This is a genomic window from Streptomyces sp. NBC_01003 (genome assembly GCF_045162695.1).
Taxonomy (GTDB): Bacteria; Actinomycetota; Actinomycetes; order Streptomycetales; family Streptomycetaceae; genus Streptomyces.
The window spans coordinates 2,856,146-2,883,014 of record NZ_CP108707.1 but is presented as its reverse complement, the minus strand read 5'-3'; the positions used below and the strand labels follow the sequence as shown (position 1 = coordinate 2,883,014).

The following is a 26,869-nucleotide window of genomic DNA, read 5'->3' as shown; positions in this document are numbered from 1 at the left end:
GGGATCAGCGGCCCGGGCCGCAGGGGCGCGCGGCCGGGAGGCGTCCCGTGACGAACGCCGTCGGCGGTACGCCGAGCAGTGCGCGGAACTCCGCCGTCATGTGCGACTGGTCGTAGTAACCGGTGGCGTGCGCGAGCCCGGCCCACCGCGGGTGCTCCTCGGCGCCCGCGCCGGCGAGCACCTGGCGCACCCGGTCGATCCGCGCGAAGTGCTTGGGGGACAGTCCGACGCCGTCCGCGAAGAGATTGCGCAACTGTCGCTCACTGACGGCGAGTTGCCGGGCCACCTCGGTGACCGTCCCCGGCCGGTCGCGGCCCGGGGCCGTCGACAGCGCCTCCACCGCCGCCCGCACCAGGCCGTCGCGGGCGCGCTCGCCACGGTCGCGCGGCGTGAGACCGTCCGGCAGCAGCTCCGTCATGCGCGCGAGTACGGCGTCCGGGTCCGGGGCGGGCCCGAGGGCCGCGAGCCCGCGCGCGAGCCGTCGGCCCGCCTCGCCCGGCAGCGACTCCAACGGCTCTGCACGGCCCACGAGTTCGCGTGTGGACACCCCTAGCAGCGGTCGCGCGGCCCCGGGCCGGAACCGCAGCTGCAGACACATCGGGAGCCGCTTCTCCTCGTAGTACGAGGCCTTGGTGCGCGGACCGATGGCGACCACGTCGGTGCCGCCGTCCGGCAGCACACGGAACACCAGACGCGTCGCCGCGTCCGGGACGTGGGTGATCGGCCTTGCGTCCCCCTGACCGAAGTCCGAAGAGCCGACGGAGTTGATCGAGTCGATCTCGGTGATCCAGGGCCGCAGCGCCTCGGGCGGCGCGAGAGGGGTGCCGTACCGCCCGGGGGTGCCGGTGTGGTACGGCGCCCCCGCCTGTTCCGCCGTCCTGTCCCGCAGCATGGTCACCTCTCCACGTTAACCGGGGGGTGTGCCGTCCGGGGCCCGCCGGCTGTGCCGGAATTTCCTAGCTACGGGGGCCCGTTGACCGGCAGCGTTGCAGCCATGATCCTCATCACCGGTGCCACCGGCACCATCGGCAGTGAAGTGACCCGCCTCCTGGCCACGCGTGGTGTCCCGCACCGCGCCCTGACCCGTGATCCGGCCCGCGCCGCGTTCGGCCCCGCCACCGAGGTCGTCCGAGGGGACCTCGACGACCCGGAGACCCTCGGCGCGGCGGTGGCCGGCGCGACGGCCGTCTTCATGGTGACCCTGCCCGGCTCGGGGTCCGGGCCCGGCGCGCAGGACAAGGCCCTGCTGGACGAGGCGCGGGCGGCCGGCGTGCGCAGGGTCGTGAAGCTCTCGGCGATCGGCACGGGCGAGCCGGGCGCCGGACGTTTCGGCATGTGGCACGTCCCGGGCGAAGAGGCGCTCCGGGCGGGCGACTTGGAGTGGACCGTACTGCGCCCCACGACGTTCGCGTCGAACTTCCTGTGGTCGGCACCGGAGATCCGGGCCGGGCGGCCCGTCCCCAACCAGTTCGCGGACGGCGCCCAGGGCGTGATCGACCCGCGCGACATCGCCGAGGCCGCCGTGGAGACCCTCCTCGCCGACGGGCACACCGGCCGCGTCTACACCCTCACCGGACCCGAACTCCTCACCGTGCCCGACCAGGCGGCCGCCATCGCCGCGGCGGTCGGGCGCCCCGTCGAGACCGTCGAGGTGCCCCTGGAGTCCGCCCGCGAGTACGTGCTTGCCGCGGGCATCGCCGAGGAGTCCGTGGACAGTGTCCTCGAAGGGTTCGCGTACGTCCGCGCCGGCCACAACGCGATCGTCACGGACGACGTCGAACGGATCCTCGGACGCCCGCCCCGCACCTTCGCCATGTGGGCCGAAGAGCACAAGGGGGCGTTCGTCTAAGGCGGCGTTCGGCCAGGGCCGTCGGGAATCAGAGGCCGAAGGCGCGTGGATCCGACGCGAGTGCCCGGAAGTACTCGCGCGGATCCGCCACGAGCCTGCGCTCCTTGAGGTCCATCAGGCCGCCCGCACTCGTCAGTTCCGCCGCGAGCGTGCCGTCGGTCTTGTGTATCGACTGCTCGATCCGGAACGTCTTGCCCTCCGTCCACACGAACGCGCAGCTCACGTCCACTTCGTCGCCCGCGTGCAGCTCTCGGCGGTAGCGGATGGTCGTCTCCAGGGCGACCGGGCCGACCCCCTTCGCCAGCAGGTCGGCCTGCCGGATCCCGCCGTGCTGGAGCAGCACCCATCGCGCGTGCTCCGCGTACTGCAGATACACGCTCTGATTGAGGTGCCCCTGCGAGTCGGTCTCGTACCCGCGCACTTGAATGCGCACGGTGAACGGCTCGGCCACGATTTCCCCTTCGACGACTACTACGGCTAATGCGGTTGGTACAGCCACTACGGCTTCTGTTTCGGGTGCTACGTCTGCTGCTCGATCGTCATGATCTTCGCGGTGACGCCAGCAAGTACCGCCCCCCGGTGCGGGGTTCCGCGTGCTCGCCGACCTGCCACCCCGCCCGCTCCAACGCGGCGGCGCAGCCCGCGATTCCGTCCGGCCCGCGCCCCCGTACCGCCACGGCCTCCGGCTGTGGTGTGCCGCCGACACGGTAGCCGTCCCCGGTGTCACCCTCCGCCGGACGGCAGCCCGCCGCCTCCAGGGCGAGGGCGGCGGCCTGCACCAGATGCGCGCGCTCCCAGGCGCACGGGCGGTCGGTGACACCGCCCGGATTGGTCATCCGGCGCATCTCCACGAGCCCCTGCCAGGCACTGCTCACCTCGCGCGCCCGCGCCGCACCGCCCGGCACCGGCGCCTCTCCGCCCACCCGCGCCGCGAACGGGCCGCCGCCCGAAGGCTCCGGCGGCGGGGGCTGCTCGGCGCGCTCCGGTTCGTCCCCCGCCTCCCGTATCCGGTGTCCGGCCGGCGTCAGGAAGTGGTCGTGGGGAGGTCGCGGGTGCCGGAACGCGAGCTTCATCAGGACGAGGCGCGCGAGCTGGGCGTCACCGCCCTTCAGCCGCCCGGTGACCGGGTCGGCCTCGTCGACGATGCGCCGCTGCGCGGCGGACAGCGGCCTGGCCATGGCGCCCCCCTGATTCCGTCCCTCGTCCGGTACGTGCTCCGTACGTTCCGATGGTGCAGCACGGGTCTGACAACGGCCCGGTCCGATGGCTTGTCAGGGCCGCAGATTCCAGCTGGCGACGACCGGGCGGCCGTGCTCCGTGCTGAGCCTGCTGACCGTGCCCGTCGCCAGCAGGAAGTGCGCGCCGTCCGCCGGTGGCAGGCCGAGCCTGCGCGCCGTGAGGACCCGCAGGAAGTGGCCGTGGCCGACGAGGACGACGCTGCCCTCGTTCTCCGAGAGCGCGGCGTCGACCTTCGCGATCATGCGGTCGGCCCGCGCCCCCACCTCTTCGGGGCTCTCACCGGGGTGCTCGGGAGGTCCCGGCGCGACCCCGTCCGTGAAGAGGAACCAGTTGGGCCGGGTGCGCTGGATCTCGAGCGTCGTGATGCCCTCGTAGGCGCCGTAGTCCCACTCGCAGAGGTCGGCATCGACTCGTACGTTCCCGAGCCCCGCGAGCTTCGCGGTCTCGTGCGCCCGCACCTTCGGGCTCGAGAAGACGGCACCGACGTGATAGCTGCCGACGAGCGGGGCGAGCTTGCGGGCCTGCTCGCGGCCGTTCTCCGTCAGCGGGATGTCGGTCCAGCTCGTGTGCTGCCCGGACAGGGCCCACTCGGTCTCGCCGTGCCGGACCAGCAGCAGGTCACCCATGCGACTGTCCTGTTCTCTCCGAGGCTGCCGTCGGTCGGGCCCGGCGATCTTGCCCGGACCCGTCGTTCGAACCGTACACGCGGTGCGGGAGGGACGCCCGGCCTTGATTGTCAGACCCCGCCCGTAAGGTCGTAGACGTCGCCGGTCCCGCCGGACGAGGGCGACGCACGCCGGACCGACCAGGGCGTACCCATGCCTGCCGACCAGGGAAAGGAGCCCGGCCATGACGGAGCAGATCGACCACAGGGGCGTCACCGTCGCCGCGGCTGCCGTGTTCCTTCCCGCGCCCCTGCCGCGCGAGAGCATCGTCGCGTTCTGGCACCCGGACGGCACGGACCTGCCGGGCGCCACTCCGCTCACCGTCGTCCGGCCGCACGGCGCGGGCGCCCGCGCCCGGACCGTGCCCGCAGTCCGGCTGCCCGTCACCGAAGCCCTGCCCCTGCTCGTCCGGGCCCGCCACACCCCTGGCGCCCACCCCGCCGCGGCCTGCTGGGGCGCCGCCGCCCTGCACGCCCTGCACCTCGTGGGCCGCGGCCGCCTCCTGCCCGGCCTCACCCCCTCCGACCACGACGCGTGGCGCGCGGGACCGCTCGACGCGGACGACATCGCACAGCTGCGCGCCATCGCCGCCGCCATGCCGTACGAGGCCCATGCCGCGCCCGTCGAGGGCTCCAAGCCGCTGCGGCTGCCCGAGCCCGAGGCCCTTGTGCGCGCGTTCCTCGACGCGGTCGCCGACTCCCTGCCGCGCAGCCCCGCCGCCCCCTTTGCGGCCGGGGCGCCCTTCGCCTCCTTCGCGCCGCAGCACCTGCCCCGCGCGCGTGCCTGGGCGGTCGAGGCGGCCGCCGGTATGGACGCGGGCGTACGGGTGTCCCTGCGCCTGGACCTCTCGAACTTCACGCTCTTCGACACGGACGACGCTGCCGATGCCACCGACCCCGCCTCCGCCGGTGAGGACGGCCCGGGAGGCCCAGGAGCCGAGGAGCGGCGGCGAGCCGGGGCCGCCCTCGTCCAGGTGCACAGCCTCGCCGACCCCACGCAGGTCGTCGACGCGGCGCGGCTCTGGGCCGGTGACGGCGACGCGCACTTCGGGCCGCGCGCCAGGATCGACGCCGTCCTCGCCCTGCGCCGCGCCGCCCGCGTCTGGCCCCCGCTCGGCCGCGTCCTGGAGCGTGACGTGCCCGACGTCCTCGCACTCTCCGAGGGCGAGCTGCTCGACCTGCTCGGCCCGGCCGCGGCCCGCCTCGCGGACGCGGGCGTCGAGGTCCACTGGCCCAGGGACCTGGCCCGCGCCCTCACCGCCACCGCCGTGGTGCGCGCCGCCGCGCCCGGCTCCGCCACCGACGGCACCCCGTTCTTCGACGGCGAGGAACTCCTCAAGTTCAACTGGCAGTTGGCGCTCGACGGCGACCCCCTCTCCGAGCGCGAGATGGACGAACTCGCCGAGTCCCACCGGCCCGTCGTCCGGCTGCGCGACCAGTGGGTCGTCGTCGACCCCGACCTCGTACGCAAGGCCCGCAAACGCGAGCTGGGACTGCTCCAACCCGTCGACGCCCTCGCCGTGGCCCTCACCGGCGAGGCCGACATCGACGGCGAGCGCGTCGAGGCCGTCCCCACCGGCGTCCTCGCCCACCTCCGCGACCGCCTCGTCGAAGGCCCCGCCGCCGTCACCCAGCCCGCGGGCCTGCACGCCACGCTCCGCGACTACCAGCTGCGGGGCCTGGCCTGGCTCGACCTCATGACCTCGCTGGGCCTCGGCGGCTGCCTCGCCGACGACATGGGCCTCGGCAAGACGGTCACCCTCATCGCGCTCCACCTGCGCAGGAACAAGGCGGCGCCCACCCTCGTCGTCTGCCCGGCGTCACTCCTCGGGAACTGGCAGCGGGAGATCACCCGCTTCGCCCCCGGCGTCCCCGTCCGCCGCTTCCACGGCACGGACCGCACCCTCGACGGGCTCGCAGGCGGCTTCGTCCTCACCACGTACGGCACCCTGCGCACCCGCGCCGCCGAACTGGCCGGGCACACCTGGGGCATGGTCGTCGCCGACGAGGCGCAGCACATCAAGAACCCCTTCTCCGCCACCGCCAAGGCGCTGCGCGCGATCCCGTCGCCCGCCCGCATCGCGCTCACCGGCACCCCCGTGGAGAACAACCTCTCCGAGCTGTGGGCCCTGCTCGACTGGACGACCCCTGGACTGCTCGGCCCGCTCAAGTCCTTCCGCGCACGGCACGCGCGCGCCGTCGAGACCGGTGAGGACGCCGAGGCCGTCGAGCGCCTGGCCCGCCTCGTGCGGCCGTTCCTGCTCCGCCGCAAGAAGTCCGACCCCGGGATCGTCCCCGAGCTGCCGCCGAAGACCGAGTCGGACCACCCGGCCCCCCTCACCCGCGAACAGGCCTCGCTCTACGAGGCGGTCGTCCGCGAGACGATGGCGGAGATCGAGGCCGCCGAAGGCATCGCACGCCGCGGCCTGATCATGAAGCTCCTGACGTCGCTCAAGCAGATCTGCAACCACCCGGCGCAGTTCCTCAAGGAGGCGGAAGGCCAGCGGGCCCGCCTCACCGGCCGCTCCGGCAAGCTCGCCCTGCTCGACGAACTCCTCGACACGATCCTCGCGGAGGACGGCTCCGTCCTCGTCTTCACGCAGTACGTGTCCATGGCCCGCCTCCTCGCGACCCACCTCGCCGCCCGCGCGATCCCGTCCCAACTCCTGCACGGCGGTACCCCCGTGGCCGAACGCGAGCGCATGGTCGACCGCTTCCAGTCCGGCGAGGTCCCCGTCTTCCTGCTCTCGCTGAAGGCCGCCGGCACCGGCCTGAACCTCACCCGCGCGGGCCACGTCGTCCACTTCGACCGCTGGTGGAACCCGGCCGTCGAGGAGCAGGCCACCGACCGCGCCTACCGCATCGGCCAGACCCAGCCGGTCCAGGTCCACCGCCTCATCACCGAGGGCACCGTCGAGGACCGCATCGCCGAGATGCTCGCCGCCAAGAAGGCCCTCGCGGACGCCGTGCTCGGCTCCGGCGAAGCCGCCCTGACCGAGCTGACCGACCGGGAGCTCGCCGACCTCGTCTCCCTCAGGAGGACGGCATGACACGGAGGACGGCATGACCCCCCACACGCCGGGCCGCGCCGGCGCGCACGCCCAGGCCCGCGCCCGCGTCGACGACCGCCGCCGCACCTTCCCGCCCCTGCCGCCCCGCACCCGCACGGCCGACGCCTTCGCCCTGACCTGGTGGGGGAACGCGTGGGTGGACGCCCTCGTGGACACGGCGCTCGACACGGCCCGCCTCACCCGGGGCCGCGCCTACGCCGACCGGGGACACGTCGACGCCATCACCGCGACCCCCGGCCGCGTCATGGCCTACGTCCACGGCTCACGCCCCCGCCCGTACCGCACGGAGATCCGCCTGCGCACCCTCCCCGACGAGGACTGGGAGCGCATCCTGGACGCGGCTGCCGCCCGCCCCGACCACATGGCCGCGCTCCTCGACAAGGACGTGCCGCACGCGCTGGCCGCCGTCGCCGACCTCCTGCCCGCCGTCGGCGACCTGATCCCCGACTGCTCCTGCCCGGACGACGGTTACCCCTGCAAGCACGCGGCCGCGCTCTGCTATCAGACGGCACGACTGCTCGACGAGGATCCGTTCGTCCTCTTCCTGCTGCGCGGCCGCGGCGAACAGGAGCTCCTCGCCGACCTCACCCGGCGCAACGCGGCGCGGGCCGCCGACGAGCGCTCCGCCACGGCCCCCGCGCTGCCCTCGGTCGAGGCCCGCGAAGCCCTCGCGCCCCGCACCCTCCCGCTCCTGCCCCCGCCCTTCCCGGCCCCCGCGCACCCCGGCCGCCCGCCCGTCTACCCGCACGCGTCCGGCGCCCCCGACCCGCTCGCCCTGGACCTCCTCGCCACGGAGGCCGCGGCCCGCGCCCACACGTTCCTCACCCGGGGCATCGACCCGATCGCCGGTCTCACCCCCTGGCAGGACGCGGTCCGGCTCGCCGCCGCCCACCCCGGCTCCGGCCTCGCGGCGTCCACGCGCGCGCTCTACAAGTCCCTCGCCCAGGGCACCGGACGCACGGCCACCGACCTGGCCCGCGCCGTCGCCGCCTGGCGCCAGGGCGGACTCGCGGGCCTGGGCGTCCTCGAAGAGGAGTGGGACCCGCCGGCCGGCCCCTTCGACCGCGCCCGCCCGGCCCTCATCGCCGCGGACTTCCCCCACTTCCGTCCCCACCGCAACAGGCTGTCCACGGACAACCTCCAGCTCCGCCTCGGCCGCGAAGGGCTCTGGTACGGCTACGAGTCGGACCCGGGCCGCGAGGACTGGTGGCCGAGAGGCACCCCCGACACGGACCCCGTCGGAGCCCTCACGGCACTGCTCGGCCGGTGAAGCGTCGCGTCACAACGCCTCCGCCCACCGGGACAGCGTCGTGAAGTCCGTCTCGCGCAGCCCGTGGCGCGGATGGATGCGCAGGAGCAGGGCCGGAGCGTCGTGGTGCGCGGTCACATGGCGGGAGTCCAGGTCCGTGATCATGTCGTCGACCCACGCGAAGGGCCGCCCGGCCGCCCAGGCGAGCAGCGGGCGCGTCTTCCAGTAGAGGCCGTCGGGATCCCTGGCGAACAGCTCGGGCCACTCGATCACCGGGAGCGGGGCGGGCAGTCCGATCGCCGGGCCGATCATCTCGTTCGCCTCGTGCATCCACGTGGTCGCCCAGGCCAGTTCGAAGGGCAGGCCGGCCAGGCGCCGGCCGTGGGACGGGTTGAGTACGACCCGTAACCCGCGGCGGTGGCGGCGCGAGCCGGGGGTCTGGCGCGAGAGCCAGTTCGCCGGGTGGACGCGGTGAGCGGCGTAACCGCGCAGACGGGGGAGGCGGGCGGCGTACGGGTTGAGGGGCCCGTCGACGTCGAGGAGGAGCAGCGGCCTGTCTGTCATGCAGAGGTAGTGCCCACCGAGGCCGGTGATCGCTCATGGCGATGTCGGACACACGGTCAGCGCACGCTCGGGGCCGCCGAGTCGATGAAGCTCGTCAGGGCTTCCTTGCACCGCTGTGACCGCCGGTCCCGGTCCTCCTCGTCCACCGCCTCATGCAGACAGTTCGCCAACTCGAAGGAGCTCTCCGCCAGTTGGCGCGTGTCCGCGCGGTCACACACCAACTGGAGCCGCGCCAGCGCCTGCCGCGCACTGATCCGCGCCTCGTACGAGGCGAATCGGGCCTCCTCCGCCTGCGTGGAACCCGGCACCTCATGGGCCCGGAACCAGCGGTCGTTCTGACTGCGCCGGTAGTCGAACAGGGCCCCGGCGAACGCGCTGTAGCTGGAGATCCGCTCCTGACGCAGCTGCTCCGCGCGGGCGAGTCCGGCGACCCGTTCGGTGGACCGCGCCTGGAAGAAGTGGGTGACGACGGAACCGAGCAGGGTGCCGAGCACGGCTATCAGCGCCGCATCCATGGTGAGTCGCTCCTCGTGGGCCGGGGAAAAACCATTCGATTCGGAGTGCGGTGCCTGACTACCGTTCTCACGTGGCAACGAAACTCAATCAGATCATCGCAGTGGAGAAAGGCGTCAAGTCCAAGGCACACCAGGACCTGACGGCGGCCCATCACGGGCTTCAGAAGCCGGCGCTCCTGGCCGGGATCTCGCGTACCTACCAGCCCAAGGACGAGGAGGGCGAGCAGCTGCCGCCCGAGTCGACACGGGTCCAGGTGAAGGCCGAGCACGTGCTGCGGGACACCGCGAAGACGCTCACCCGGCTGTTCGATGTGACCGCCACCAAGGACTGGGCGAACTGCGAGGCGCGCGCCGATGTCACCGTCGACGGACGGGCCGTCCTGAGCCAGGTGCCGGTCGCATACCTGCTCTTCCTGGAGAAGCAGCTCGTCGACCTCAACACCTTCGTGCGCAAGCTGCCCGTGCTCGACGCCTCCGAGTCGTGGACGCAGGACCCGTCGACCGACGACTGGAAGACGGATCCGGTGCGGACGCTGCGCACCAAGAAGGTGCCGCGCAACCACGTGAAGGCCGAGGCGACCGAGAAGCACCCGGCGCAGGTCGAGGTGTACTACGAGGACGTGCCCGTCGGGTACTGGACGACGGTGAAGTTCTCCGGCGCGCTGCCCGCGCGCAGGGTGAACGAGCTGCTGGAGCGGATCGAGAGGCTCCAGCAGGCCGTCAAGTTCGCCCGCGAGGAGGCGAACGCGGCGGAGGTGACCGACCAGCGGGCGGGTGACCCCGTGTTCAGCTACCTGTTCGGCTGATCCAGGGGCCCGCACAAGACTCCCCGGGCGCCGCTCAGCCGGCGGCCGGGGTGCGCGAGGAGCGCAAAGCTGAAGCTGAAGCTTGTCGTGACGGTGCGGTCCGCACAGCACACGCGGACCGCCATCAATCTCAGACTCTTGCTCCAGACTCAGTATTCGCCGCTCATCGCCGAATCGATCGGACCCGGGCCCCAGGCCCCGAATTGCCGGTTCGAATCCGGCCCGCCCAGCTCGATGGGCGGTAGTCCAAAGGCAGGACGCAGGGCATTGACACTGACCCGGGTCCTCAAGCGTGTCGGCGTGTGATGTGAGTGGCATTCATGGGGTCCGGGGGCCGGCTACGCCCTCGGACCCGCTCCATGTCCAGGCCCCAACGAGACTCCCCGCCCCGCGAAGAACGTCTCGAACGTCGCCAACGGCAGTTCCGCGCAACGGGTTTCGGGGCTGATTCCCGACGGGTTGTGGAAGTGGAAGCGGTCACCGTCGCGAGCCGTGACAAGGACCAGGTGTCCGCCCCGGCCGGGCGCGGGCCGCTCCGGGCGGCGGATCCCGTAGTGGACCGAGGCCATCACCGTCCGGCCCGTATCCAGCAGCGCGGCGATCTCGTCGACCGTCAGATGACGGTGGACGGTGGCGTCCAGGCCGAGTTCCTCCCGGGCGTACTCGGCGAACGGGGCGTAGATCAGACCGTGGATGTCGCCGTCCGCATCCACGGTGTACGCGCCGTACTTGAGCGCTCCGTCGCGCAGGTCGAACAGGCTGGGCGCGTTCGGGCCGAGCGCCATGCGCAGGCAGGTCAGGCCGCACAGATGGCCGCACCACAGCGCGTAGTCCTCCACCGTGGCAGCGCCCGAGGTCTCCCAGGCGGGGTCGTCGGCGCGGTCGTGGCCGTCCTCCACGATCGCCTCGACGAGCTGGGGCGAGGCGAACTGCGTCAGGCTCGGCAGGGCGCAGGTGGTGCAGAACGTCACTGGCGGTACCCACTCAGGAAGCGGCCGATCCGGCTGATCGCGGCGTCTAGATCGTCAGCGTACGGGAGGGTGAGGATGCGGAAGTGGTCCGGGCGCGGCCAGTTGAAGCCGGTGCCCTGGACGACCTGGATCTTCTCGCGCAGCAGCAGGTCGAGGACGAACTTCTCGTCGTCGACGATGGGGTGGACCTTGGGGTCGATGCGCGGGAACGCGTACAGGGCGCCCTTCGGCTTCACGCAGGAGACGCCCGGGATCTCGTTGAGTTTCTCCCAGGCCTTGTCGCGCTGTTCGAGGAGGCGCCCGCCCGGCGCGGTCAGTTCGCGGATGGACTGGCGGCCGCCGAGCGCGGCCTGGATGGCGTACTGGGCGGGGGCGTTGGCGCACAGCCGCATGGAGGCGAGCATCGTCAGGCCCTCCAGATAGTTGCGGGCATGCTGCCGCGGTCCCGTGACGACCAGCCAGCCGGAGCGGAAGCCCGCGACGCGGTAGGTCTTGGAGAGGCCGCAGAACGTGAGGACGACCAGGTCGGGGGCGAGGGCGGCGGCGCTGTGGTGCACCGCGTCGTCGTACAGGATCTGGTCGTAGATCTCGTCCGCGAGCACCATCAGGCCGTGCCGGCGGGCGAGGTCGAGGATGCCCTCGATGATCTCCTTGGGGTAGACGGCGCCCGTGGGGTTGTTGGGGTTGATGATGACGACCGCCTTGGTGCGGTCGGTGATCTTCGCGGCCATGTCGTCGAGGTCGGGGTACCAGTCGGCCGACTCGTCGCAGACGTAGTGCACGGCCTTGCCGCCGGAGAGCGTCGTGACGGCCGTCCACAGCGGGAAGTCCGGGGCGGGGATGAGGACTTCGTCGCCGTCCTCCAGGAGTGCCTGTACGGCCATGGAGACCAGCTCGGACACACCGTTGCCGAGGAACACGTCGTCGACGCCGACCTCGAGGCCGAGCGCCTGGTAGCGCTGGGCGACGGCGCGGCGGGCGGACAGGACGCCCCGCGAGTCGGTGTAGCCATGGGCCTGGGGGAGCATCCGGATCATGTCCTGGACGATCTCCTCGGGCGCCTCGAAGCCGAAGAGCGCGGGGTTGCCGGTGTTGAGGCGCAGGACGCTGTGGCCCGCCTCCTCAAGGGCGTTGGCGTGCTCGATCACCGGGCCGCGGATCTCGTAGCAGACCTCGCTGAGCTTGCTCGACTGCCGGAACTCCATGTGGTGCCCTCCCGGACTGCCCGTGACGTGTGTGACTTGGTTTTACCAAGTGACCGCTTGGAAAGTCCAACAAGTTGCATAGACTGCGAGCCATGCCACGCCGAAGCTACGACCAGTACTGCGCCGCCGCCCGCGCCCTCGACGCCGTCGGGGACCGCTGGACGCTCCTGATCGTCCGTGAGCTCCTCGCCGGGCCGCGCCGCTACACCGATCTGCACGCCGACCTGCCCGGCGTCAGTACGGACGTGCTCGCCTCGCGCCTGAAGGACATGGAGCGTGAGGGCGTCGCCGAGCGCCGCAGGCTGCCCGCGCCCGTCTCGGCGTACGTGTATGAACTGACCCCGCGGGGGCGCCGGTTGCTGCCGGTGCTCCAGGCGCTGGGTGAGTGGGGCGCACCTGCGCTTGAGGAGCGCGGGCCCAGGGACGCGGTACGCGCGCACTGGTTCGCCCTGCCGCTCCTGAGTCATCTGGAGCGGCTCGGCGGCGAGGGCGTGGTCGAAGTCCACCTCGACGAGGGGGAGTTCCATGTGCGGGTCGGCGGCTCGGGCGCGGGCGGGCCTGTCTATGCCGAGGGGCCGGTGGGCGGCGAGCCCGACGCGCGGCTCGTTCTCGGCACGGAAACCTGCGTCGCCGTGGTGCGGGGCGAGCTGACGCTGGAGGAGGCGGCGCGCGCGGGCCGTGTCGCCGTGTCCGGGGACGGCGCCCTGGCGAAGGTGCTGCGCGAGGTGTGAAGCAGAGACCAACTCGTCCATGACGCCCGGCACTTGAGGTGTGCGGGCGCCATGGACAGGCGGGTTACATGCCCGGCGGTACCCGGGACGGGCGGCCCGTGCCGCGCGTCAGGGCGTAGCCGCCGATACCGGCGAGCGCGGCCAGGATGCCGCCCGCCGCCGTCCAGACCCAGCGGTCCGACCACCAGCCGGAGGACCAGCCGTCCTCGGGCTCACCCGTCGCGAGCGCCTGGCTCGCCGACGAGCCGTTCTCCTCGTCAGAGGCGTCGTCGGCGGCGGCAGCGGCCTCTTCCGTCGTCGAGCCCGGCACGAGCGGGGCCGCGAGCGAGCCGTCCACCGCCGCGGAGCCGCCGACCTTCTTGGAGGTCACTTCGACCTCGGCCGAGACGGGCAGCCCCTGGTCCGAGGGCGTCAGCGTGGCCGCCGTGAGCCGGACGTAGTACGTGCCGGGCAGCGGGTCGTTCGCCCACTGCTCCGACCAGGCCCGCACCGTGCGCAGCGTGCAGGACAGGTCGACCGACGACGCATCCTGCGCCGCCGCCCTCGACTGCGTCCCGTACATGCAGGACTGACGGCGCCTCAGCCCGTCGTACACGTCGATCCGCCACGTCGCGCCCGAGGGCCGCGCCGCCGAGTCCGGCAGCTTCACCGTCGCCTTGACCGTGGGCCGCTGCCCGGCGTCCGCCGGGAACGACCAGTACAGGTAGTCACCCGTGGAGGCGCCCGCGGTGGCCCGCCGGCCCTGCTCCACCTCCTGCGCGGTGCGGAACGACGTGCCCGCCTCGGTGGGGGCCTTGTCGTCGCCGGAGTCACCCGAGTCGCCGGAGCCGGCGAACGCCGTGCCGGCCCCGAGCAGTGCGGTCAGCGCGCTCGCGCCGAGGAGTCCCGCCGTCACCAACAGCTTGGTCGTACGCATCAGTTGGTCCTCCAGACCGCGACCCGCCAGCGCGAGATCCAACCCCACAGCACACCCGCCGCGAAGCCGGTGAGCACCAGGGCGCCGAGCAGCCACCAGCCGCGGCCGAGGCCGAACGCGGCCACGTCGGACGCGGCGCTCGGCGCGTCCACGACGTCGACGGTCAGCTCGACCGGGAGGCCCGGCGTCGTCTTGACCGACGCGGGGGCCGAGTAGGAGTTCGACACCTGGAGGCAGACGGTCTCGGCCGCCGCCTCGTCGTCGCCCTGCTCGGGCTTCGGGTAGCGCAGACCGGTCGAGATCACGTCCGTACGACCGTCGCCCGCCTCCGAGCCCCGGACGATCTCACGGCCGTGCTCGGTGACCGCGCGCAGCAGTACGCCGTAGTCCTTGTTGACCGCGCGGTCCGCGGCGACGCTCACCGAGGCACGCAGCTCCTGCCCGGGGGCGACGGCCACGCGGTAGAAGCGGTGCTCGCCGAACGTCTCGCGGTCCGTGTACAGACCGGGCTTGATCTCCGGCGCGCCGGTGCACTCCTTGGCGCCCTCGACGGCCACGGGGTTGACCACGGGGTCGGCGGCCCGGTCGACCAACTGGCCGACACGGTCGGTGAGTTCATCGGTGTGCCGCACGGAGGTGTATGTCCCGCCGGTGGCCTCGGCGATGCAGCTGAGCTGGTCACGCGTCTTGGCGTCAGGGACCAGGCCGAGCGTGTCGATGGTGAGGTTGATGCCCTTGGCGGCGATGTCGCGGGCGACCTCGCAGGGGTCGAGCGGCCGGCAGGTGTCCTCGCCGTCGCTGATGAGGACGATGCGGCGCGATCCGTCGCCGCCGTCGAGGTCGTCGGCCGCCTTCAGGAGCGCGGGGCCGATCGGCGTCCAGCCGGTCGGCGAGAGGGTGGCGACTGCGGTCTTCGCCTCGGTGCGGTCGAGCGGCCCGACCGGGTAGAGCTGTGCGGTGTCCTTGCAGCCCACCTTCCGGTCCTCGCCGCGGTAGTTGGCGCCCAGCGTGCGGATGCCGAGCTCCACCTCCTTCGGCGTCGCGTCGAGCACCTCGTTGAACGCCTGCTTCGCGGCGGCCATCCGGGTCCCGCCGTCGATGTCGCGCGCCCGCATGGAACCGCTCACGTCGAGCACGAGCTCGACCTTCGGGGCGGCCGTGGGCTGCTCGTCGGGGTTGTCCGCCGCGGCGGCGCCGACGGGCGTCAGCCCCATGGTCAGGGCGGCGAACAGGACACACGTTCCCGCCGCCAGCCGTTTTCTTATGATCATCGCCGGATCTTATGGATCAACGTACGCGCACAACAAAACGACTGCTCAGCGGGGCTGCGGGCCGGTGCCGGAATCCAGCTGTTTCCCGCCGAACACCCCGGTTCCGTCCGCCTGTGCCCACCACGCCTCGAGCCCGGCCTGGTCCAACTCCCCCCAGTCCGGGGTCTCCTGCACGAGCGCCCGGCCGAGGCTCCGCCCGAGCCCGACCAGCGCGCCGCCGGCCGCCGTGCGGGAGTCGTCGTACGCGGCGAGCGCCCCGTCCAGGGCCGGCGCAGCGCGGAACGCGGATTCGATGGCGACGCCGTCCTGGAGGGCCTTCACCGCCCCCGCCCCGGTGTGCGGGCGCGCGACCGTCGCCGCGTCCCCGGCCAGCATGAACCGGCCCGTCGCGTACCGCGGGGCCGTGAAGTCGTACATGGGCTGGAGGGCCAGCTCGTCCGGGGTGGTGAGGCGGACCAGGTCACCCCAGTACGGCGGCAGCAACTCGTCGGCCAGGTAGGCGAGATGGGAGCGCAGCGCGTCGGTGAGGGTGCCGGGCGGCAGGCTCGTCGGCAGGTCGACGCGCAGCGCCGCGTCGACGCCCGGCGGGGGAGCCGTGTAGAGAACCCAGTTCACGCGATGGCCGCCGGCCGGGCCGCCGTCCGGGATCCGGTAGACGATGAGGTGCCCGCCGGGGAACACGACGTACGCGCAGTCCTCCTCGGCCCACAGACCGGGCTCGGAGAGCCGCTGTGCGGGGAACGCGCCCCGCCACGCCAGATATCCCGCGTACCGCGGCTGTACGTCGGGGAACGCGCAGGTCCTCACCGCCGAGCGGTAGCCGTCCGCGCCGATGACGAGGCCGAACTCCTCGGCGCCACCGGCCGCCGTGTGCACGCGGGCCCCGCCCGCCGTCGCCTGGACCCGCGCCACCGACGCACCCGTACGGAACTCGACGCCCTCGGGCACCGCCCGGCGCAGATCGCGCCAGAGCGGCCCCCAGTTGTACGTACGGAACGGGAACGGCATGACGGCGATCTCGCGCCCGAGCTCCTTGCCCCCGGCGCGCACGTACCAGCGACGGCGCACCAGGCCCACCCACGGCATGCCCGCGTCCATGTACCCGGCCGACTCCAGCTCGGCGTACCGCGCGTCGTGCACCGCGAGGCCCACGCCGCGTTCCGCGAGGGAGCCCGCGGCCCGCTCGTACACGACGATCTCGTCCGCGCCCCCGCGATGGGCCGCGAGAGCCGCGGCGCACCCGGCGATGCTCCCGCCCACGACCGCGACCCGGCCACCGTTCACCATGCGTCCCGTCCCTCATCATCGGTCCCGCGCAAGGGAGATAGCGCAAGAAGATCTCCGCAGCCGGAACGACGGTACCGGCAGTCGCCGGGCACCGGGCGGACCCGGAGCGCCGCAGGGTGCGATCCCGGCCACCCCTCGGCCGCGTGCGTCGCCCGTTAGGCTGGCAGGTGTGCTGCGAGAAGTGACGGCCGTCCGGTATCTGAACCCCCTGCGGACCGGCGGCTCCGTGCCGGGGGTCGTCGAGGCCGACGACCTGGGGACCTACGTCGTGAAGTCTTCCAGCTGGCCCCGCTGACCAGGGCGTTCATACCCTGGAAGCCTCCTAACCTGCACGTACGCGTCTTTCTCGATCTTTCATGGTCGTGCGGTCTTGTGCAGCCGATTCTCCCCGGGCGCTCCCCAGGGGGCTAAGAGGTCATCTCAATTGGCGATGCCGGTAGCCTGGTGCTGTGTTGCTGACTGAGCGTCTGGTCCCGGATGGGCTGTGGGAGTTGTTCCAGCGGGTGGTGCCGGAGGCGCCGACTCGGCCGCAGGGTGGTGGTCGGCGTCGTCATGGGGACCGTGAGGTGTTGGCGGCGATTGTGTTCGTGGCCACGACCGGGTGCACGTGGTCGCAGGTCCCGCCTGTGTTCGGGCCATCCGGGGCCACGGCTCACCGCCGGTTCATGGAGTGGAGCCGCCAGCGGGTCTGGGCGAAACTGCATCGTCTGGTCCTGGACGAGCTGGGGGCTCGAGGCGAGCTGGACTGGTCGCGGTGCGCGATCGACTCGGTGAACATGCGGGCCCTGAAAAAGGGGACCTGACGGGTCCGAATCCTGTGGATCGGGGCAAGTACGGTTCGAAGATCCACTTGATCACCGAGCGGACCGGACTGCCGCTTTCCGTCGGCATCTCCGGCGCCAACCTTCATGACAGCCAGGCCCTCGAACCACTCGTGCGCGGCATCCCACCGATCAGATCCCGGCGCGGTCCACGCCGCCGGCGCCCCGCCAAGCTTCACGCCGACAAGGCCTACGACAACCGTCACCTGCGACAATGGCTCCGACTGCGCCACATAACACCGCGCATCGCCCGCAAGGGAGTTGAGACGTCACAGAAGCTGGGGCGCCACCGGTGGACCATCGAACGCACCATGGCCTGGCTCGCCGGCTGCCGACGCCTCCACCGTCGCTACGAGCGGCAGGCCATCCACTTCCTGGCCTTCACCAGCATCGCCTGCACCCTCATCTGCTACCGCAGACTCGCCAATTGAGATGACCTCTAAGTTCTCCCCAGATTCTCCCCAGCGGGCTTGCCCCGTGGAGGCTTGTTGACCAGCCACGCGACGAGGCCCCGCCGGAAAATCCGGCGGGGCCTCGTCGCGTCAGGCAGGCCAGCGGGCCATCGGCCCAGACGTAGGTGTAGTCGCTGCCGGGCAGGTCGCGCTCGCAGAACGCGGCGTGGTCGGCCTGCCACTGCTGGGTGAGGCGGCTGACCGTGGCCGCAGACAGGCCGGCTGCGGAGCCGAGAATCTACTCCAGGGCGGGCCCGAAGTCGCCAGAGGACAGGCCGTGCAGGCAGAGAGAGACGGTAGCGCCTCGCTGATCTACGGGGACTTGCGGCACCAGGGCGGCAAGATCGCCGAGTCTACGTCGGTCGCGACCGTTCCCCTGTGCGGCGTCCCCGTGCCGAGCTTCTGATCACCGCGGTGGTCGAGAAGCGGCTCGGGGCGCTGCCGGCCTGTGCGCACTTCCTGCGCCGGCTGGACGTCGCCGGCACTCGACGGACTGTGCCCGGTGCGCGATGTCGCCCACCTCACCCACGGACAGGTCGTCGAGGCGTTGATCGCCAACCGGCTGTCCTCGCCCACGCCCCTGTTCAAGGTGGCCCGCTGGGCCGGGCAGTGGGCTGTTGAGGACGTCTTCGGCATCCACGCCGACTTCCTCAACGACGACCGCATCGCCCGCGCGCTGGACGCCATCGCCCCGCACCTGGACGAACTCATCGGCTCCATCGGGGCCAAGGCGATCACCGAGTTCGGCATCGACGCCTCGCGCTGCCACTGGGACATGACCAGCGTCTCCCTCTACGGCGCCTACGACAACCCCGACAGCGGCTACCCCGTGGTCAAGTTCGGGCATCCCAAGGACCGGCGCACCGACCTGAAGCAGATCCAGGCCGGACTGGCGGTCACCGGCGACGGCGGCATCCCGGTGACGCACCGCGCCTTCAGCGGCGGGGCCGCGGAAGTCAGGCCCTGGAGAAGGACATCCGCAACTGGATCGCCGCCTGGAACACCGACCCGAAGCCCTACGTCTGGACGAAGACCGTAGACGAAATCCTCGAACGCCTCGCCAGCTATCTGAACAGAATTCCCGACTCAGAAGACTAGGCCGTGTTTTAGAACGCGCGGGCGGCCATTCATTTGGTGAGGTCGCCCGCGATCCGGTCGATACGGTTCTCGGTGCTCACGTGATGCTCGCGGCGAGCGGTGTCGCGGCGGACGATCTCGTAGCCGCCCTCGTCCAGGACCGCGACGGAGGCGAACCACGCGGGATCATCCTGGTCGGGCTGGATGACGACGAACGTGTTGTCCTGGTCGTTGAGCTCGCCGATCAGCTCGAACAACGCGTCCTCGGACGGGTCATCGACGTGGTCGCCGTTCTCGCTGTCTGTGCAGTAGTACCTGGCGGCCACTGGACCTCTCCCCACCGTGCGCTGTCGCTTCCGGCGTCAGCATGGCACGGCTGGGTGGCCTCTCAGCGGCTCACAGCCACTGGTGGATCGCCGCGATCAGCACCGTCGCCTCCAACCGGACTGAGGTTCCCCCGAGATGCGGAGGATGCTGACAGCGGATGGCGCATCCAGCGCCACCGGAAACTGGGCACTGACCGGCAGTACATCTACACCTATCCGGCACGGAAATCAGTGCGTTCCGCAACGGGCAAGGTGAAGGAACTTACCGGACGGCAGAACGTCGGCTTGTCGCTGGAGTCCTTGCTCCACCGGCTGAACTCGGTGTTGCGAGGATGGTGTGCGTACTTCCGCCCCGGAGTGTCGATGCATGCCGCCCTCGGCGAGGATATCGAGGAGCTCGGCGAACAGGTTGTAGGGCTGGCCGTCCGCTGTCCGTGGGCAGGACGGTCTCGTCGGTTTCTGACTCGATCGGGTGGAGGCGGGCCTTGGCGAGCAGGTCGAGTCCCATGTAGCGGCAGGCTTCGGTGCACTTCGTCGGTCTGCTCCGCCAGGACCGCGCCGACCAGGTGGATCAGGGCGGTGCGGTCGGGGAAGATGCCGACCACGTCGGTGCGGCGGCGGATCTCCCTTTTCAGCCGTTCCTGCGGTTCTTCGACCAGATCTGCCGCCAGATCTCGCGCGGGAACGCGGTGAACGCCAGGACGTCGCCCTGGGCGTCGTCCAAGTGGGCTGCGGTTTGGGGAACTTGGCTTCCAGGGCGCCGAGCACGTGCCGCATCCGGGCCTGGACAGATTCGGCGTCGGGCTGTTCGAAGATGGTCCGCAGCAGTGTGGCCACCCAGGGCTGGGCCGACTTGGGCACCTGACTCAGCAACACGCGGGCGTAGTGGGTGCGGCATTGCTGCCAGATCGCGTCCGGCAGGGTGGCGCCGATCGCCGGAAACGGGTACCCCTCGACATCGTAGGCACGGGCGCACACCGATTGGATACCGTTGGGAGACCGATGGGAGAGGTATCGACCCCACGGTTTTCCCAGGACGTGTCACCCGATGCACCGCACAGCACAACGGTCGTTGTCATTCGGTGTTCCTTCAGCCGGATGAGTCACAGTGCCGCGCGCCGTCCGGCGGATCGGCCAAGGCGGAGGCATCGCGGTGCAGCAGGCGGAGTGTGTGGGATAGCGTCTCGATGCCCGCATCGGTCTGGTCGATCTCCTCCTGAAGCATTCGCAGCCGTGCCTCCAGCAGCGCAGCCTCGGCCGCCAGGGACGCACTGGTGAAGGCAGGGTCGGAGTGTTCCTCGGGGTCCGGTGGCATCAGGCGTCCCTCTTCTCTCACTGCGATGATTCACGGAGAGCGGCGTGCGTGCCGCCCTCCGCATTGACCGGACAGGCGAGTCGGATGTGACAGGCGCTGGCCCGACGTCACTCCGATGACGAGCGCCCCCGGTCAGCCGTTCACCCCAGGCACGACCCGGCACAAGGTTGCAAAGGCTCGCCAGTTCGCCATGCCGAAGTGCGAGCCGAGGCCGACGTCATCATGATCCTGGTCCCGGACCCGATCCAGGCCCAGGTCCACGAGGAGCACATCGTCCCGAACCTGAACGACGGCGACGCCCTGTTCTTCGGCCACGGCTTCAACATCCGCTTCGGCTTCATCAAGCCCCCGGCCGGCGTGGACGTCTGCAGGGTCGCCCCGAAGGGCCCGGGCCACCTGGTGCGCCGCCAGTACGAGGAGAGCCGCGGCGTTCCCTGCATCGCCGCTGTCGAGCAGGACGCCTCGGGTAACGCCTTCTCGTAGGCCAAGCGCATCGGCGGCACCCGCGCCGGCGTCATCAAGACCACCTTCACCGAGGAGACCGAGACCGACCTGTTCGGTGAGCAGGCCGTCCTCTGCGGTGGCACCGCGGCGCTGGTCAAGGCGGGCTACCAGCTGGCGATCGCCTACTTCGAGTGCCTGTACGAGCTGAAGCTGATCGTCGACCTGATGTACGAGGGCGGTCTGGATAAGATGCGCTGGTCGGTCTCCGAGACCGCCGAGTGAGGGGACTACGTCACCGGCTCGCGGATCATCACCGAGGCCACCAAGGCCGAGATGAAGCAGGTCCTCGCCGAGATCCAGGACGGCACCTTCGCGCGTGAGTGGATGGCCGAGTACCACGGCGGGTCTGAAGAAGTACAACGAGTACGAGAAGGCATAGACCGTACGACCCCCTCCGGGGACAGCCCAGCACCGGAAAGCTCTGTCTCCGTGCAGCGCAGGTCTCGGACCAGCATCGTCCGCGCCCGCCAGGCGACATCCGGCAGGTACCCGCGCTCGTCGGGCGACTCGCATCCTCCCTGCGACCGTGTGCCCCGGTGGTTGACCGGGGTCACACGGGACCTGTGACACCGGTTGCGTTACGGACGGGTGTCACAGATGCGCGGGTTGTCCGGTCTTATGTGGCAGCCCCCGGTACCTCGTCATGAAGACAAGAGAGTGTGATCGATATCCGGGGCCTTTCAACGCGTAAGAATCCCGGAGGTTTCGCTGCCATGACCGCTGAGCGAGGAGAACAGGCCGCCTACTGGCGCGATCGGAACAGCGGTCATCGCGGCGTGAGCGAATCATGAACGGTGGTGACGGCATGGGTGAGCCCGGCCGGGAAATCGCCGCGCCGCCGAGAGCGACGCGGGAGAGAATCCGGAAAATCTTCCCGGACCACTGGTCGTTCGTGCTGGGAGAGATCTGTCTCTACAGCTTTGTCGTCCTCCTCATCACCGGTGTGTATCTGTCCCTGTACTTCCATCCGTCCATGAAGGAGGTGCGATACGACGGAAGGTACGCACCGTTGAGGGGCCAGCTGGTGTCAGAGGCATTCGATTCGACCGTGCACATATCCTTCGACGTCCGCGGCGGCCTGCTGATCAGGCAGGCGCATCACTGGGCGGCGCTGGTCTTCGTCGCGGCCCTGCTCGTCCACATGATGCGCGTGTTCTTCACGGGCGCCTTCCGTAAACCCCGCGAGCTCACCTGGATCGTCGGCTTCCTGCTGCTGGTACTCGGTATGTTCGAAGGGCTCACGGGATACGACCTGCCGGATGACCTCCTGTCAGGGACGGGGCTCGCGGTCGTGAACGGGACGATCCTTTCCCTCCCGATCGTCGGAACCTATGTCTCGATGTTCCTCTTCGGCGGCGAGTTCCCGGGCACGGACCTCGTGGCCCGCTTCAACGTGATCCATGTCCTGCTCATCCCCGGTCTCATGGTAGGACTGCTGGTCCTCCACCTGTTCCTGATACTCCGTCACCGGCACACGCAGTACCCGGGCCCGGGGCGCAGCGAGAGCAATGTCGTGGGGCTGCCGGCGAAGGTGCGGGCCGTGAAGTCCGCCGGAGTCTTCTTCCTCGTGGCGGGCGTCATTTTCGTCATCGCCGCGGTCGCGCAGATCAACCCCGTCTGGGCCTACGGCCCCTACCGCAGTGATCAGGTCTCGGCCGGGTCGCAGCCCGACTGGTACATGGGGGTGGCCGACGGGCTGCTGCGGGTCATGCCCGGCTGGGAAGTCTCCTTCTGGGGCCACACGTTGGCACTGGACAATCTGATTCCGCTCATGGCGGGCGTTGGTCTCTTCCTCACCCTGGGCGCCTACCCCTTCGTCGAAGCCTGGGTGACCAGCGACAAGCGGGAGCGGCACCTCCTGGACCGGCCGCGCAACCAGCCCGTGCGCACCGCACTCGGCGTCGCGTGGCTGGGCTTCTACGGGGTAGCCCTGATCGGTTCCGCGAACGACATCATCGCAATCCGCCTCCACGTCCCGGTCGAGTCCGTCACGTGGTTGATTCGGGTCGGCCTGTTCGTCGTCCCGTGGGCGGCGTACGTCCTGACGAAACGGTGTGCCCTGGGCCTGCAGCGCAGGGACCGCGACACCCTGCTGCATGGTCGTGAGACCGGCGTCATCAAGCGCCTGCCGCACGGCGAGTTCGTCGAGGTGCACGCACCGCTCAGTCAGGAACGGATCCACCTGCTGACCCAGCACGAGCAGTACGAGCCGATCGGTACCGATCGCGGGGCCGACGGCGGGGACGCGGCTACTGCGGTCCGCCTCACCCGGAAGCTGCGCGTCCGGCTCAGCCGCGCCTTCTACGGCGAGGACGCACAGATCACCAAGCCGACCGCGCAGGAGTACCGGCAGACCACCGGGGTGCACAGACGCTGATCGCGGTACGGGGCCGTGCGTACCGACCCGGTCGGGATCAGCGTCCGCACGTGGAAGAGCCGGGCATCGGTGACGATGCCCGGCTCTCGTCGGTCGTGCGGTCCTCGCGAGCCGTTCCGGCTAGCTTGATCTTCAACCTGTGCGGCGGGGTCGTGGGGTGGTTGACTTCTGTGTCCGCTGCTTCGCCGATGGTGTTTTGCGGGGTGTGTGCACGTCGTGGCGGGGTGTGGGCCGGGTGTTCTTTCCGCCCGGTGGCCGACCGGGGCCAGGGCGAGAGGGTTTCGGTGCTCTGGCCGGGCAGGCGGCTTGTGGTCGGATGTGCAGGAAGTCGCGGCGGACGCGGGCAGGACTGATTCTGTCCCGGGAACGGGGTTTCTCCCAGGGGCGTCGTAGGTCGGCTGCGAGTGGGCGGGCCAGACGGAGTTGGGTGTAGGCGGCGAGGATTAGCCAGGTCCATCGGTCGGCCGCCTCGGGGGTGCGGATCTTCGGGGAGGTCCAGCCGAGGGTCTGTTTGAAGAGGCGGAAGGTGTGCTCGATGTCGAAGCGTCGCAGGTATGCCTGCCAGAGGCCGTCTGCGTCTGCCGAGGTGGCGTCGGTGCCGGACCACCAGAGCCAGACCGGCTTGGGGGTTGCTCCGCTGGGCAGGTGGTCGATGTCCAGGCGGATCACTGTGCCCTCGACGATCGGGAGGGTGCCGTCGGTTGTGGCCCAGGAGGAGCGGTGGGTCAGTTTGGGGTGGAGCCGGTTCCAGGAACGGGCCCTGGCGGTGCCGTAGAGGCGTGTGTCGGTGACGGCTTCGGTGTCCGGGGTGTCCCAGGTGTCGGGCTGTCCGAAGACGAACTCGCCTCCGTGCCGGGGCGGCCTGCCCTGGGTGTGTGGCAGCCGGGGCGGGACAGCCCAGCGCAGGACGCGGTCTGATCGCATCCGGGCCAGCACCTGCACGGGCAGGCCCCTCAGGAGGAAGCCGAGGCGGGGTGCGTCGTATCCGGCGTCCGCGACGATGAGGATGTCCGGGTCGCCCGTCTGCCACTGCCCCGCTGCGATCAGTCGCTGAAGCAGATCGCGTAACTGCCGGGCGGTGACAGTGGCGGTGTCGTCGCCGGGCGCCAGGCGCAGTGCGTCCAGGAGTGCGGTCCACGAGCTGCGGCCTGGCCCCAGTGCGCAGACGATTGAGTAGGGCCAGCCGGGGACGGGGATGTGCTGGTCTTTCCCCCGGCCGTAGGTGTGGCACAAGATCCGCTGTGGTGAGGTGTGTGTCGGACCGCAGCCAGCAGGTGACATCGACGGCCAGGACCAGCCGGCCGTCGGCCGTCCGCGGCAGTGGCACTTCGGCCAGCGCCCGCCTCAGCCGTCCGGCATCAATGCGTCCACGGGCCAGGGCGGCGTAGAGCCCGCCATGGCCGCGGCGGTGTTCACCCACCAGGGACAGTTCGGCCAGCGACCTCACCGGCCCGTCGCCGCACAGAACGGCATCAGCCAGCTCGAACAACGCGTCCGAACGAGCGGTCAGGCAGGAATAGAACTTGCCCCGGGCCGGGGTTCGTCCGCGGTCAGTGTGTGCGAGTCGACCGCGACGGACCGGGCGAGCCCCCGGCCTCGCTTCTGAGACAGGACGGGCCCTTCCGGTGTGACATGTGACCGAGCACGCTGTCACACGGTGTCCCGGAACCCGGTCTGATAGAGGCCACGCACACTCAAAAAACGGAACGGAGAGCGATGCGCGACGCGATGGCTCCTCGCGGAGGACGTCTGGGCAGAACAGCGGACTCGGTACCCGCCTCCTCCGCCGTCTCGGCCGGCACGTCGTCGACGGTGGGTGGAAGAACGTCTACGGTCTCGTCCTGCCCGGCGTCGAGAAGATCTCCGCCATCCTGCGCCATGTCCCCCGTACCGATCCACCGGACGTCGGAGGCGGGTGTCATCACGGTGTGGGCCGAGATGGACCGCGCTTCCCGGCCAGGCCCGGCTCGCGAAGCGCGGTCCGTCCGGCTAGGAAGCCAGGGTGATGTTCGTCGGCGTGCCCTGCCCGGCCATCTTCGCGTAGGGGCAGAGCGAATCGGCCTTCTCCATCAGCGGGGCGGCCACGCCGGGATCGACGTCCGGCCACTCGACCACCAAGTCCACGCGCAACAGGTAGCCGCCGTCCGCCGGGTCCCGCCCGAACGCGACGGTCGCCTCGATGGAGATCGCCGACGGGTCGAGCGCGGCCTGCCGTGCCACCAGGCTCAGCGCCCCGTGGTAGCAGGCGGCGAAACCAGCGGCGAACAGCTGCTCCGGATTCGTCCCCTGCCCGTCGCCGCCCAGTTCGGCGGGCATACGCAGGTCCAGATCCAGGATTCCGTCGGCCGAGCGGGCCCGGCCGGTGGCCCGGCCGTGACTCGCCACACCGCCGCTCACGGTCACCGTTGTGGTGTAGATCGCGGCGAAGGACTCCCCGTCGAAGTCCCTTTCGGTGGACAGATCGGGCAACCTGACCGGCTCGTTCACCGCGTGACCCCCTCGACGTCGCGGTCCATCGCCGCGCGCGGAGCCGGATCGGATGTCCGGGGGTGGGTAACCACCGGCCGCCGGGCAGAGCCCACGGCCTCGTGTGTGCTGGGTGTCATATTGTGTGAGCCTTTACGTTGTGAGGGCGTGCCAGTCAGGGACAGCTAGTTGACCGGCATGTCACCCCTGTTGTGACATGCCCTCGACGGAACACCCGCCCGCCCGGGATCCGTGGCCGTCCGCAGCGCGCGGAAGCCGCCTCAGGCGTCCAGCGAAGCCACGTAAGGAACCAGTTTCGCAGGATTCATCACCCACAAGAGACGTTCGATGCCGCGCGCGGACACATCAGCACAGAGCAGCACCTTCGCGTTGCCGTCCTCCGAGACCAGGACGGCGGGCCTGCCGTTGGCCTCGACCCAGCGGACATCCGTCCGCGGCCAGAAGCGCGGGGCGAAGGCGGCCAGATACCGGGAGACGTGCGGCAGCCCGGATACCGGGATCTTCGATGCCCCGCGCGTTCCGCCGCCGTCGGAGTAGCTCACGATGTCCTCCGTGAGGACCTCCTCCAGTACCGCCAGATCACCGGTCCGCGCCGCGTCCAGGAACACCTCCAGCAGACGCCGGTGCGCAGCGCGGCCGACCGGTTCCCGGCGTTCCGCGGCCAGACGCTTGCGGGCACGGGTCACCAGCTGGCGCGTGTTGGCCTCGCTGGTCTCCAGGACCTCCGCGATGCGGCGGTACGGGTAGACGAAGGCTTCCCGCAGTACGTAGGCGGCGCGTTCCACGGGATTCAGCTTCTCGAGCAGGAAAAGGACTGCCAGGTCGAGCGCCTCCGCCCGCTCCGCGCCCAGCTGCGGATCCGCCCTCGTGTCCAGGGGTTCGGGAAGCCAGGGTCCCGTATACGATTCGCGCCGCACTCTGGCGGACTGGGCCAGGTTGATCGCCAGCCGGGCGGTGACCGTGGAAAGGAAGGCGGCCGGTTCTTCGATCCCGGCGCGGTCGGTGCTCTGCCAGCGCAGCCACGCCTCCTGGAGGATGTCCTCGGCCTCTACCGCGCTGCCGAGCACACGGTAGGCGATACCGAAGAGCTGGGGCCGCGCCGCGACGAAGTCACTCGCCGCCCGGTCGAGGGAGCCTGGGTGGTCACCGGCGCGCATATATGTCCTCCAGTC

Annotated in this window: 23 protein-coding genes and 7 pseudogenes; 12 read left to right on the top strand and 18 right to left on the bottom strand. The window is 70.9% G+C overall.

Features of this window, described 5'->3' with window-relative positions; all coding sequences use genetic code 11:
* Positions 1–4: 4 nt before the first annotated feature.
* Positions 5–892, bottom strand: coding sequence for a helix-turn-helix domain-containing protein (locus OG698_RS13365; RefSeq protein WP_406111034.1), 888 nt, complete (start codon positions 890–892; stop codon positions 5–7).
* A gap of 102 nt (positions 893–994) precedes the next feature.
* On the opposite strand from OG698_RS13365, the gene OG698_RS13360 reads away from it, so the two are divergent.
* A complete protein-coding gene (locus OG698_RS13360; RefSeq protein WP_406103249.1) occupies positions 995–1,849 on the top strand; it encodes an NAD(P)H-binding protein in 855 nt (284 codons plus the stop codon).
* A 28-nt stretch (positions 1,850–1,877) separates the two neighbouring features.
* Here the strand turns inward: OG698_RS13360 and OG698_RS13355 are convergent, their stop codons facing one another.
* From OG698_RS13355 to OG698_RS13345, 3 genes are all read right to left on the bottom strand, one after another.
* Positions 1,878–2,300 carry an acyl-CoA thioesterase gene (locus OG698_RS13355; RefSeq protein WP_406103248.1) on the bottom strand — a complete coding sequence of 141 codons (423 nt, stop codon included), beginning with the start codon at positions 2,298–2,300 and terminating at the stop codon, positions 1,878–1,880.
* A gap of 88 nt (positions 2,301–2,388) precedes the next feature.
* On the bottom strand, positions 2,389–3,027 hold the full coding sequence (locus OG698_RS13350) for a hypothetical protein (protein WP_406103247.1): 639 nt from the start codon (positions 3,025–3,027) through the stop codon (positions 2,389–2,391).
* 93 nt (positions 3,028–3,120) lie between these two features.
* Positions 3,121–3,714 (bottom strand): histidine phosphatase family protein, encoded by a 594-nt coding sequence (locus tag OG698_RS13345; protein WP_406103246.1) that lies wholly within the window; start codon positions 3,712–3,714, stop codon positions 3,121–3,123.
* Between the two features lie 223 nt (positions 3,715–3,937).
* On the opposite strand from OG698_RS13345, the gene OG698_RS13340 reads away from it, so the two are divergent.
* Together OG698_RS13340 and OG698_RS13335 are read left to right on the top strand one after the other, a co-directional pair.
* Positions 3,938–6,802, top strand: a complete 2,865-nt coding sequence (locus tag OG698_RS13340; RefSeq protein ID WP_406103245.1) for a DEAD/DEAH box helicase — start codon at positions 3,938–3,940, stop codon at positions 6,800–6,802.
* Between the two features lie 13 nt (positions 6,803–6,815).
* The gene (locus tag OG698_RS13335) at positions 6,816–8,093 is read left to right on the top strand and encodes an SWIM zinc finger family protein (RefSeq protein ID WP_406103244.1); all 1,278 of its coding nucleotides are present in this window, start codon (positions 6,816–6,818) and stop codon (positions 8,091–8,093) included.
* A gap of 9 nt (positions 8,094–8,102) precedes the next feature.
* Here OG698_RS13335 and OG698_RS13330 read toward each other — a convergent pair whose 3' ends face one another.
* Both OG698_RS13330 and OG698_RS13325 read right to left on the bottom strand, forming a co-directional pair.
* Complete coding sequence (locus tag OG698_RS13330; RefSeq protein WP_406103243.1) at positions 8,103–8,636, bottom strand: hypothetical protein; 534 nt, start codon at positions 8,634–8,636, stop codon at positions 8,103–8,105.
* Between the two features lie 56 nt (positions 8,637–8,692).
* Positions 8,693–9,151 (bottom strand): hypothetical protein, encoded by a 459-nt coding sequence (locus OG698_RS13325; RefSeq protein WP_383081240.1) that lies wholly within the window; start codon positions 9,149–9,151, stop codon positions 8,693–8,695.
* A gap of 71 nt (positions 9,152–9,222) precedes the next feature.
* On the opposite strand from OG698_RS13325, the gene OG698_RS13320 reads away from it, so the two are divergent.
* Positions 9,223–9,957: a hypothetical protein gene (locus OG698_RS13320; RefSeq protein WP_406103242.1), complete on the top strand. Its 735-nt coding sequence runs from the start codon at positions 9,223–9,225 to the stop codon at positions 9,955–9,957.
* A gap of 338 nt (positions 9,958–10,295) precedes the next feature.
* Here OG698_RS13320 and OG698_RS13315 read toward each other — a convergent pair whose 3' ends face one another.
* Positions 10,296–10,928 (bottom strand): peptidase, encoded by a 633-nt coding sequence (locus OG698_RS13315; protein ID WP_406103241.1) that lies wholly within the window; start codon positions 10,926–10,928, stop codon positions 10,296–10,298.
* Positions 10,925–12,133: a pyridoxal phosphate-dependent aminotransferase gene (locus OG698_RS13310; protein ID WP_266743651.1), complete on the bottom strand. Its 1,209-nt coding sequence runs from the start codon at positions 12,131–12,133 to the stop codon at positions 10,925–10,927. Before OG698_RS13310 ends, OG698_RS13315 begins: the two co-directional genes overlap by 4 nt.
* 92 nt (positions 12,134–12,225) lie before the next feature.
* Here OG698_RS13310 and OG698_RS13305 point away from each other — a divergent pair, with 92 nt between their 5' ends.
* Complete coding sequence (locus OG698_RS13305) at positions 12,226–12,864, top strand: winged helix-turn-helix transcriptional regulator (RefSeq protein ID WP_406103240.1); 639 nt, start codon at positions 12,226–12,228, stop codon at positions 12,862–12,864.
* Between the two features lie 64 nt (positions 12,865–12,928).
* On the opposite strand, the gene OG698_RS13300 is transcribed toward OG698_RS13305, so the two are convergent.
* The 3 genes from OG698_RS13300 to OG698_RS13290 are packed head-to-tail and all read right to left on the bottom strand — an operon-like array spanning position 12,929 to position 16,335.
* Positions 12,929–13,780 (bottom strand): hypothetical protein, encoded by an 852-nt coding sequence (locus OG698_RS13300; RefSeq protein ID WP_406103239.1) that lies wholly within the window; start codon positions 13,778–13,780, stop codon positions 12,929–12,931.
* Positions 13,780–15,051: a VWA domain-containing protein gene (locus OG698_RS13295; protein WP_406103238.1), complete on the bottom strand. Its 1,272-nt coding sequence runs from the start codon at positions 15,049–15,051 to the stop codon at positions 13,780–13,782. The genes OG698_RS13300 and OG698_RS13295 overlap by 1 nt, the downstream gene beginning before the upstream one ends.
* 45 nt (positions 15,052–15,096) lie before the next feature.
* Entirely contained in the window at positions 15,097–16,335 is a 1,239-nt protein-coding gene (locus tag OG698_RS13290; RefSeq protein ID WP_406111032.1) for an FAD-dependent monooxygenase, read from the bottom strand.
* A 172-nt stretch (positions 16,336–16,507) separates the two neighbouring features.
* Here OG698_RS13290 and OG698_RS13285 point away from each other — a divergent pair, with 172 nt between their 5' ends.
* A complete protein-coding gene (locus tag OG698_RS13285) occupies positions 16,508–16,633 on the top strand; it encodes a hypothetical protein (RefSeq protein WP_406111748.1) in 126 nt (41 codons plus the stop codon).
* A 160-nt stretch (positions 16,634–16,793) separates the two neighbouring features.
* A protein-coding gene (locus OG698_RS13280) for an IS5 family transposase (protein WP_406111030.1) occupies positions 16,794–17,590 on the top strand; the annotation gives its coding sequence in 2 pieces (ribosomal slippage) (positions 16,794–17,126 and positions 17,129–17,590; 795 coding nt in all).
* A 127-nt stretch (positions 17,591–17,717) separates the two neighbouring features.
* On the opposite strand, the pseudogene OG698_RS13275 reads toward OG698_RS13280, so the two are convergent.
* A pseudogene (locus OG698_RS13275) lies at positions 17,718–17,962 on the bottom strand (transposase); the annotation flags it as partial.
* A 97-nt stretch (positions 17,963–18,059) separates the two neighbouring features.
* Here OG698_RS13275 and OG698_RS13270 point away from each other — a divergent pair.
* Positions 18,060–18,242: pseudogene (locus OG698_RS13270) on the top strand (hypothetical protein); the annotation flags it as partial.
* Positions 18,243–18,565: 323 nt separating this feature from the next.
* A pseudogene (locus OG698_RS13265) lies at positions 18,566–18,709 on the top strand (IS630 family transposase); the annotation flags it as partial.
* Positions 18,710–18,738: 29 nt separating this feature from the next.
* Here the strand turns inward: OG698_RS13265 and OG698_RS13260 are convergent.
* On the bottom strand, positions 18,739–19,014 hold the full coding sequence (locus OG698_RS13260; protein WP_406103237.1) for a hypothetical protein: 276 nt from the start codon (positions 19,012–19,014) through the stop codon (positions 18,739–18,741).
* On the opposite strand from OG698_RS13260, the pseudogene OG698_RS13255 reads away from it, so the two are divergent.
* A pseudogene (locus OG698_RS13255) lies at positions 18,970–19,371 on the top strand (group II intron maturase-specific domain-containing protein); the annotation flags it as partial. The gene OG698_RS13260 and the pseudogene OG698_RS13255 overlap by 45 nt on opposite strands.
* 55 nt (positions 19,372–19,426) lie before the next feature.
* On the opposite strand, the pseudogene OG698_RS13250 reads toward OG698_RS13255, so the two are convergent.
* A pseudogene (locus OG698_RS13250) lies at positions 19,427–20,049 on the bottom strand (transposase); the annotation flags it as partial.
* 55 nt (positions 20,050–20,104) lie between these two features.
* The gene (locus tag OG698_RS13245; RefSeq protein WP_406103236.1) at positions 20,105–20,329 is read right to left on the bottom strand and encodes a hypothetical protein; all 225 of its coding nucleotides are present in this window, start codon (positions 20,327–20,329) and stop codon (positions 20,105–20,107) included.
* A 192-nt stretch (positions 20,330–20,521) separates the two neighbouring features.
* Between OG698_RS13245 and ilvC the strand changes: the two are divergent.
* Together ilvC and OG698_RS13235 are read left to right on the top strand one after the other, a co-directional pair.
* Positions 20,522–21,209: pseudogene (gene ilvC, locus OG698_RS13240) on the top strand (ketol-acid reductoisomerase); the annotation flags it as partial.
* Positions 21,210–21,638: 429 nt separating this feature from the next.
* Positions 21,639–23,210 carry a cytochrome bc complex cytochrome b subunit gene (locus OG698_RS13235; RefSeq protein ID WP_406111028.1) on the top strand — a complete coding sequence of 524 codons (1,572 nt, stop codon included), beginning with the start codon at positions 21,639–21,641 and terminating at the stop codon, positions 23,208–23,210.
* Between the two features lie 132 nt (positions 23,211–23,342).
* Here the strand turns inward: OG698_RS13235 and OG698_RS13230 are convergent.
* The 3 genes and pseudogenes from OG698_RS13230 to OG698_RS13220 form a co-directional block, all read right to left on the bottom strand.
* Positions 23,343–24,720 (bottom strand): annotated as a pseudogene (locus tag OG698_RS13230) (NF041680 family putative transposase).
* Between the two features lie 479 nt (positions 24,721–25,199).
* Complete coding sequence (locus OG698_RS13225) at positions 25,200–25,697, bottom strand: Ohr family peroxiredoxin (protein WP_398379746.1); 498 nt, start codon at positions 25,695–25,697, stop codon at positions 25,200–25,202.
* A gap of 260 nt (positions 25,698–25,957) precedes the next feature.
* Positions 25,958–26,854 (bottom strand): RNA polymerase sigma-70 factor, encoded by an 897-nt coding sequence (locus OG698_RS13220; RefSeq protein WP_406103235.1) that lies wholly within the window; start codon positions 26,852–26,854, stop codon positions 25,958–25,960.
* Positions 26,855–26,869: the final 15 nt, after the last annotated feature.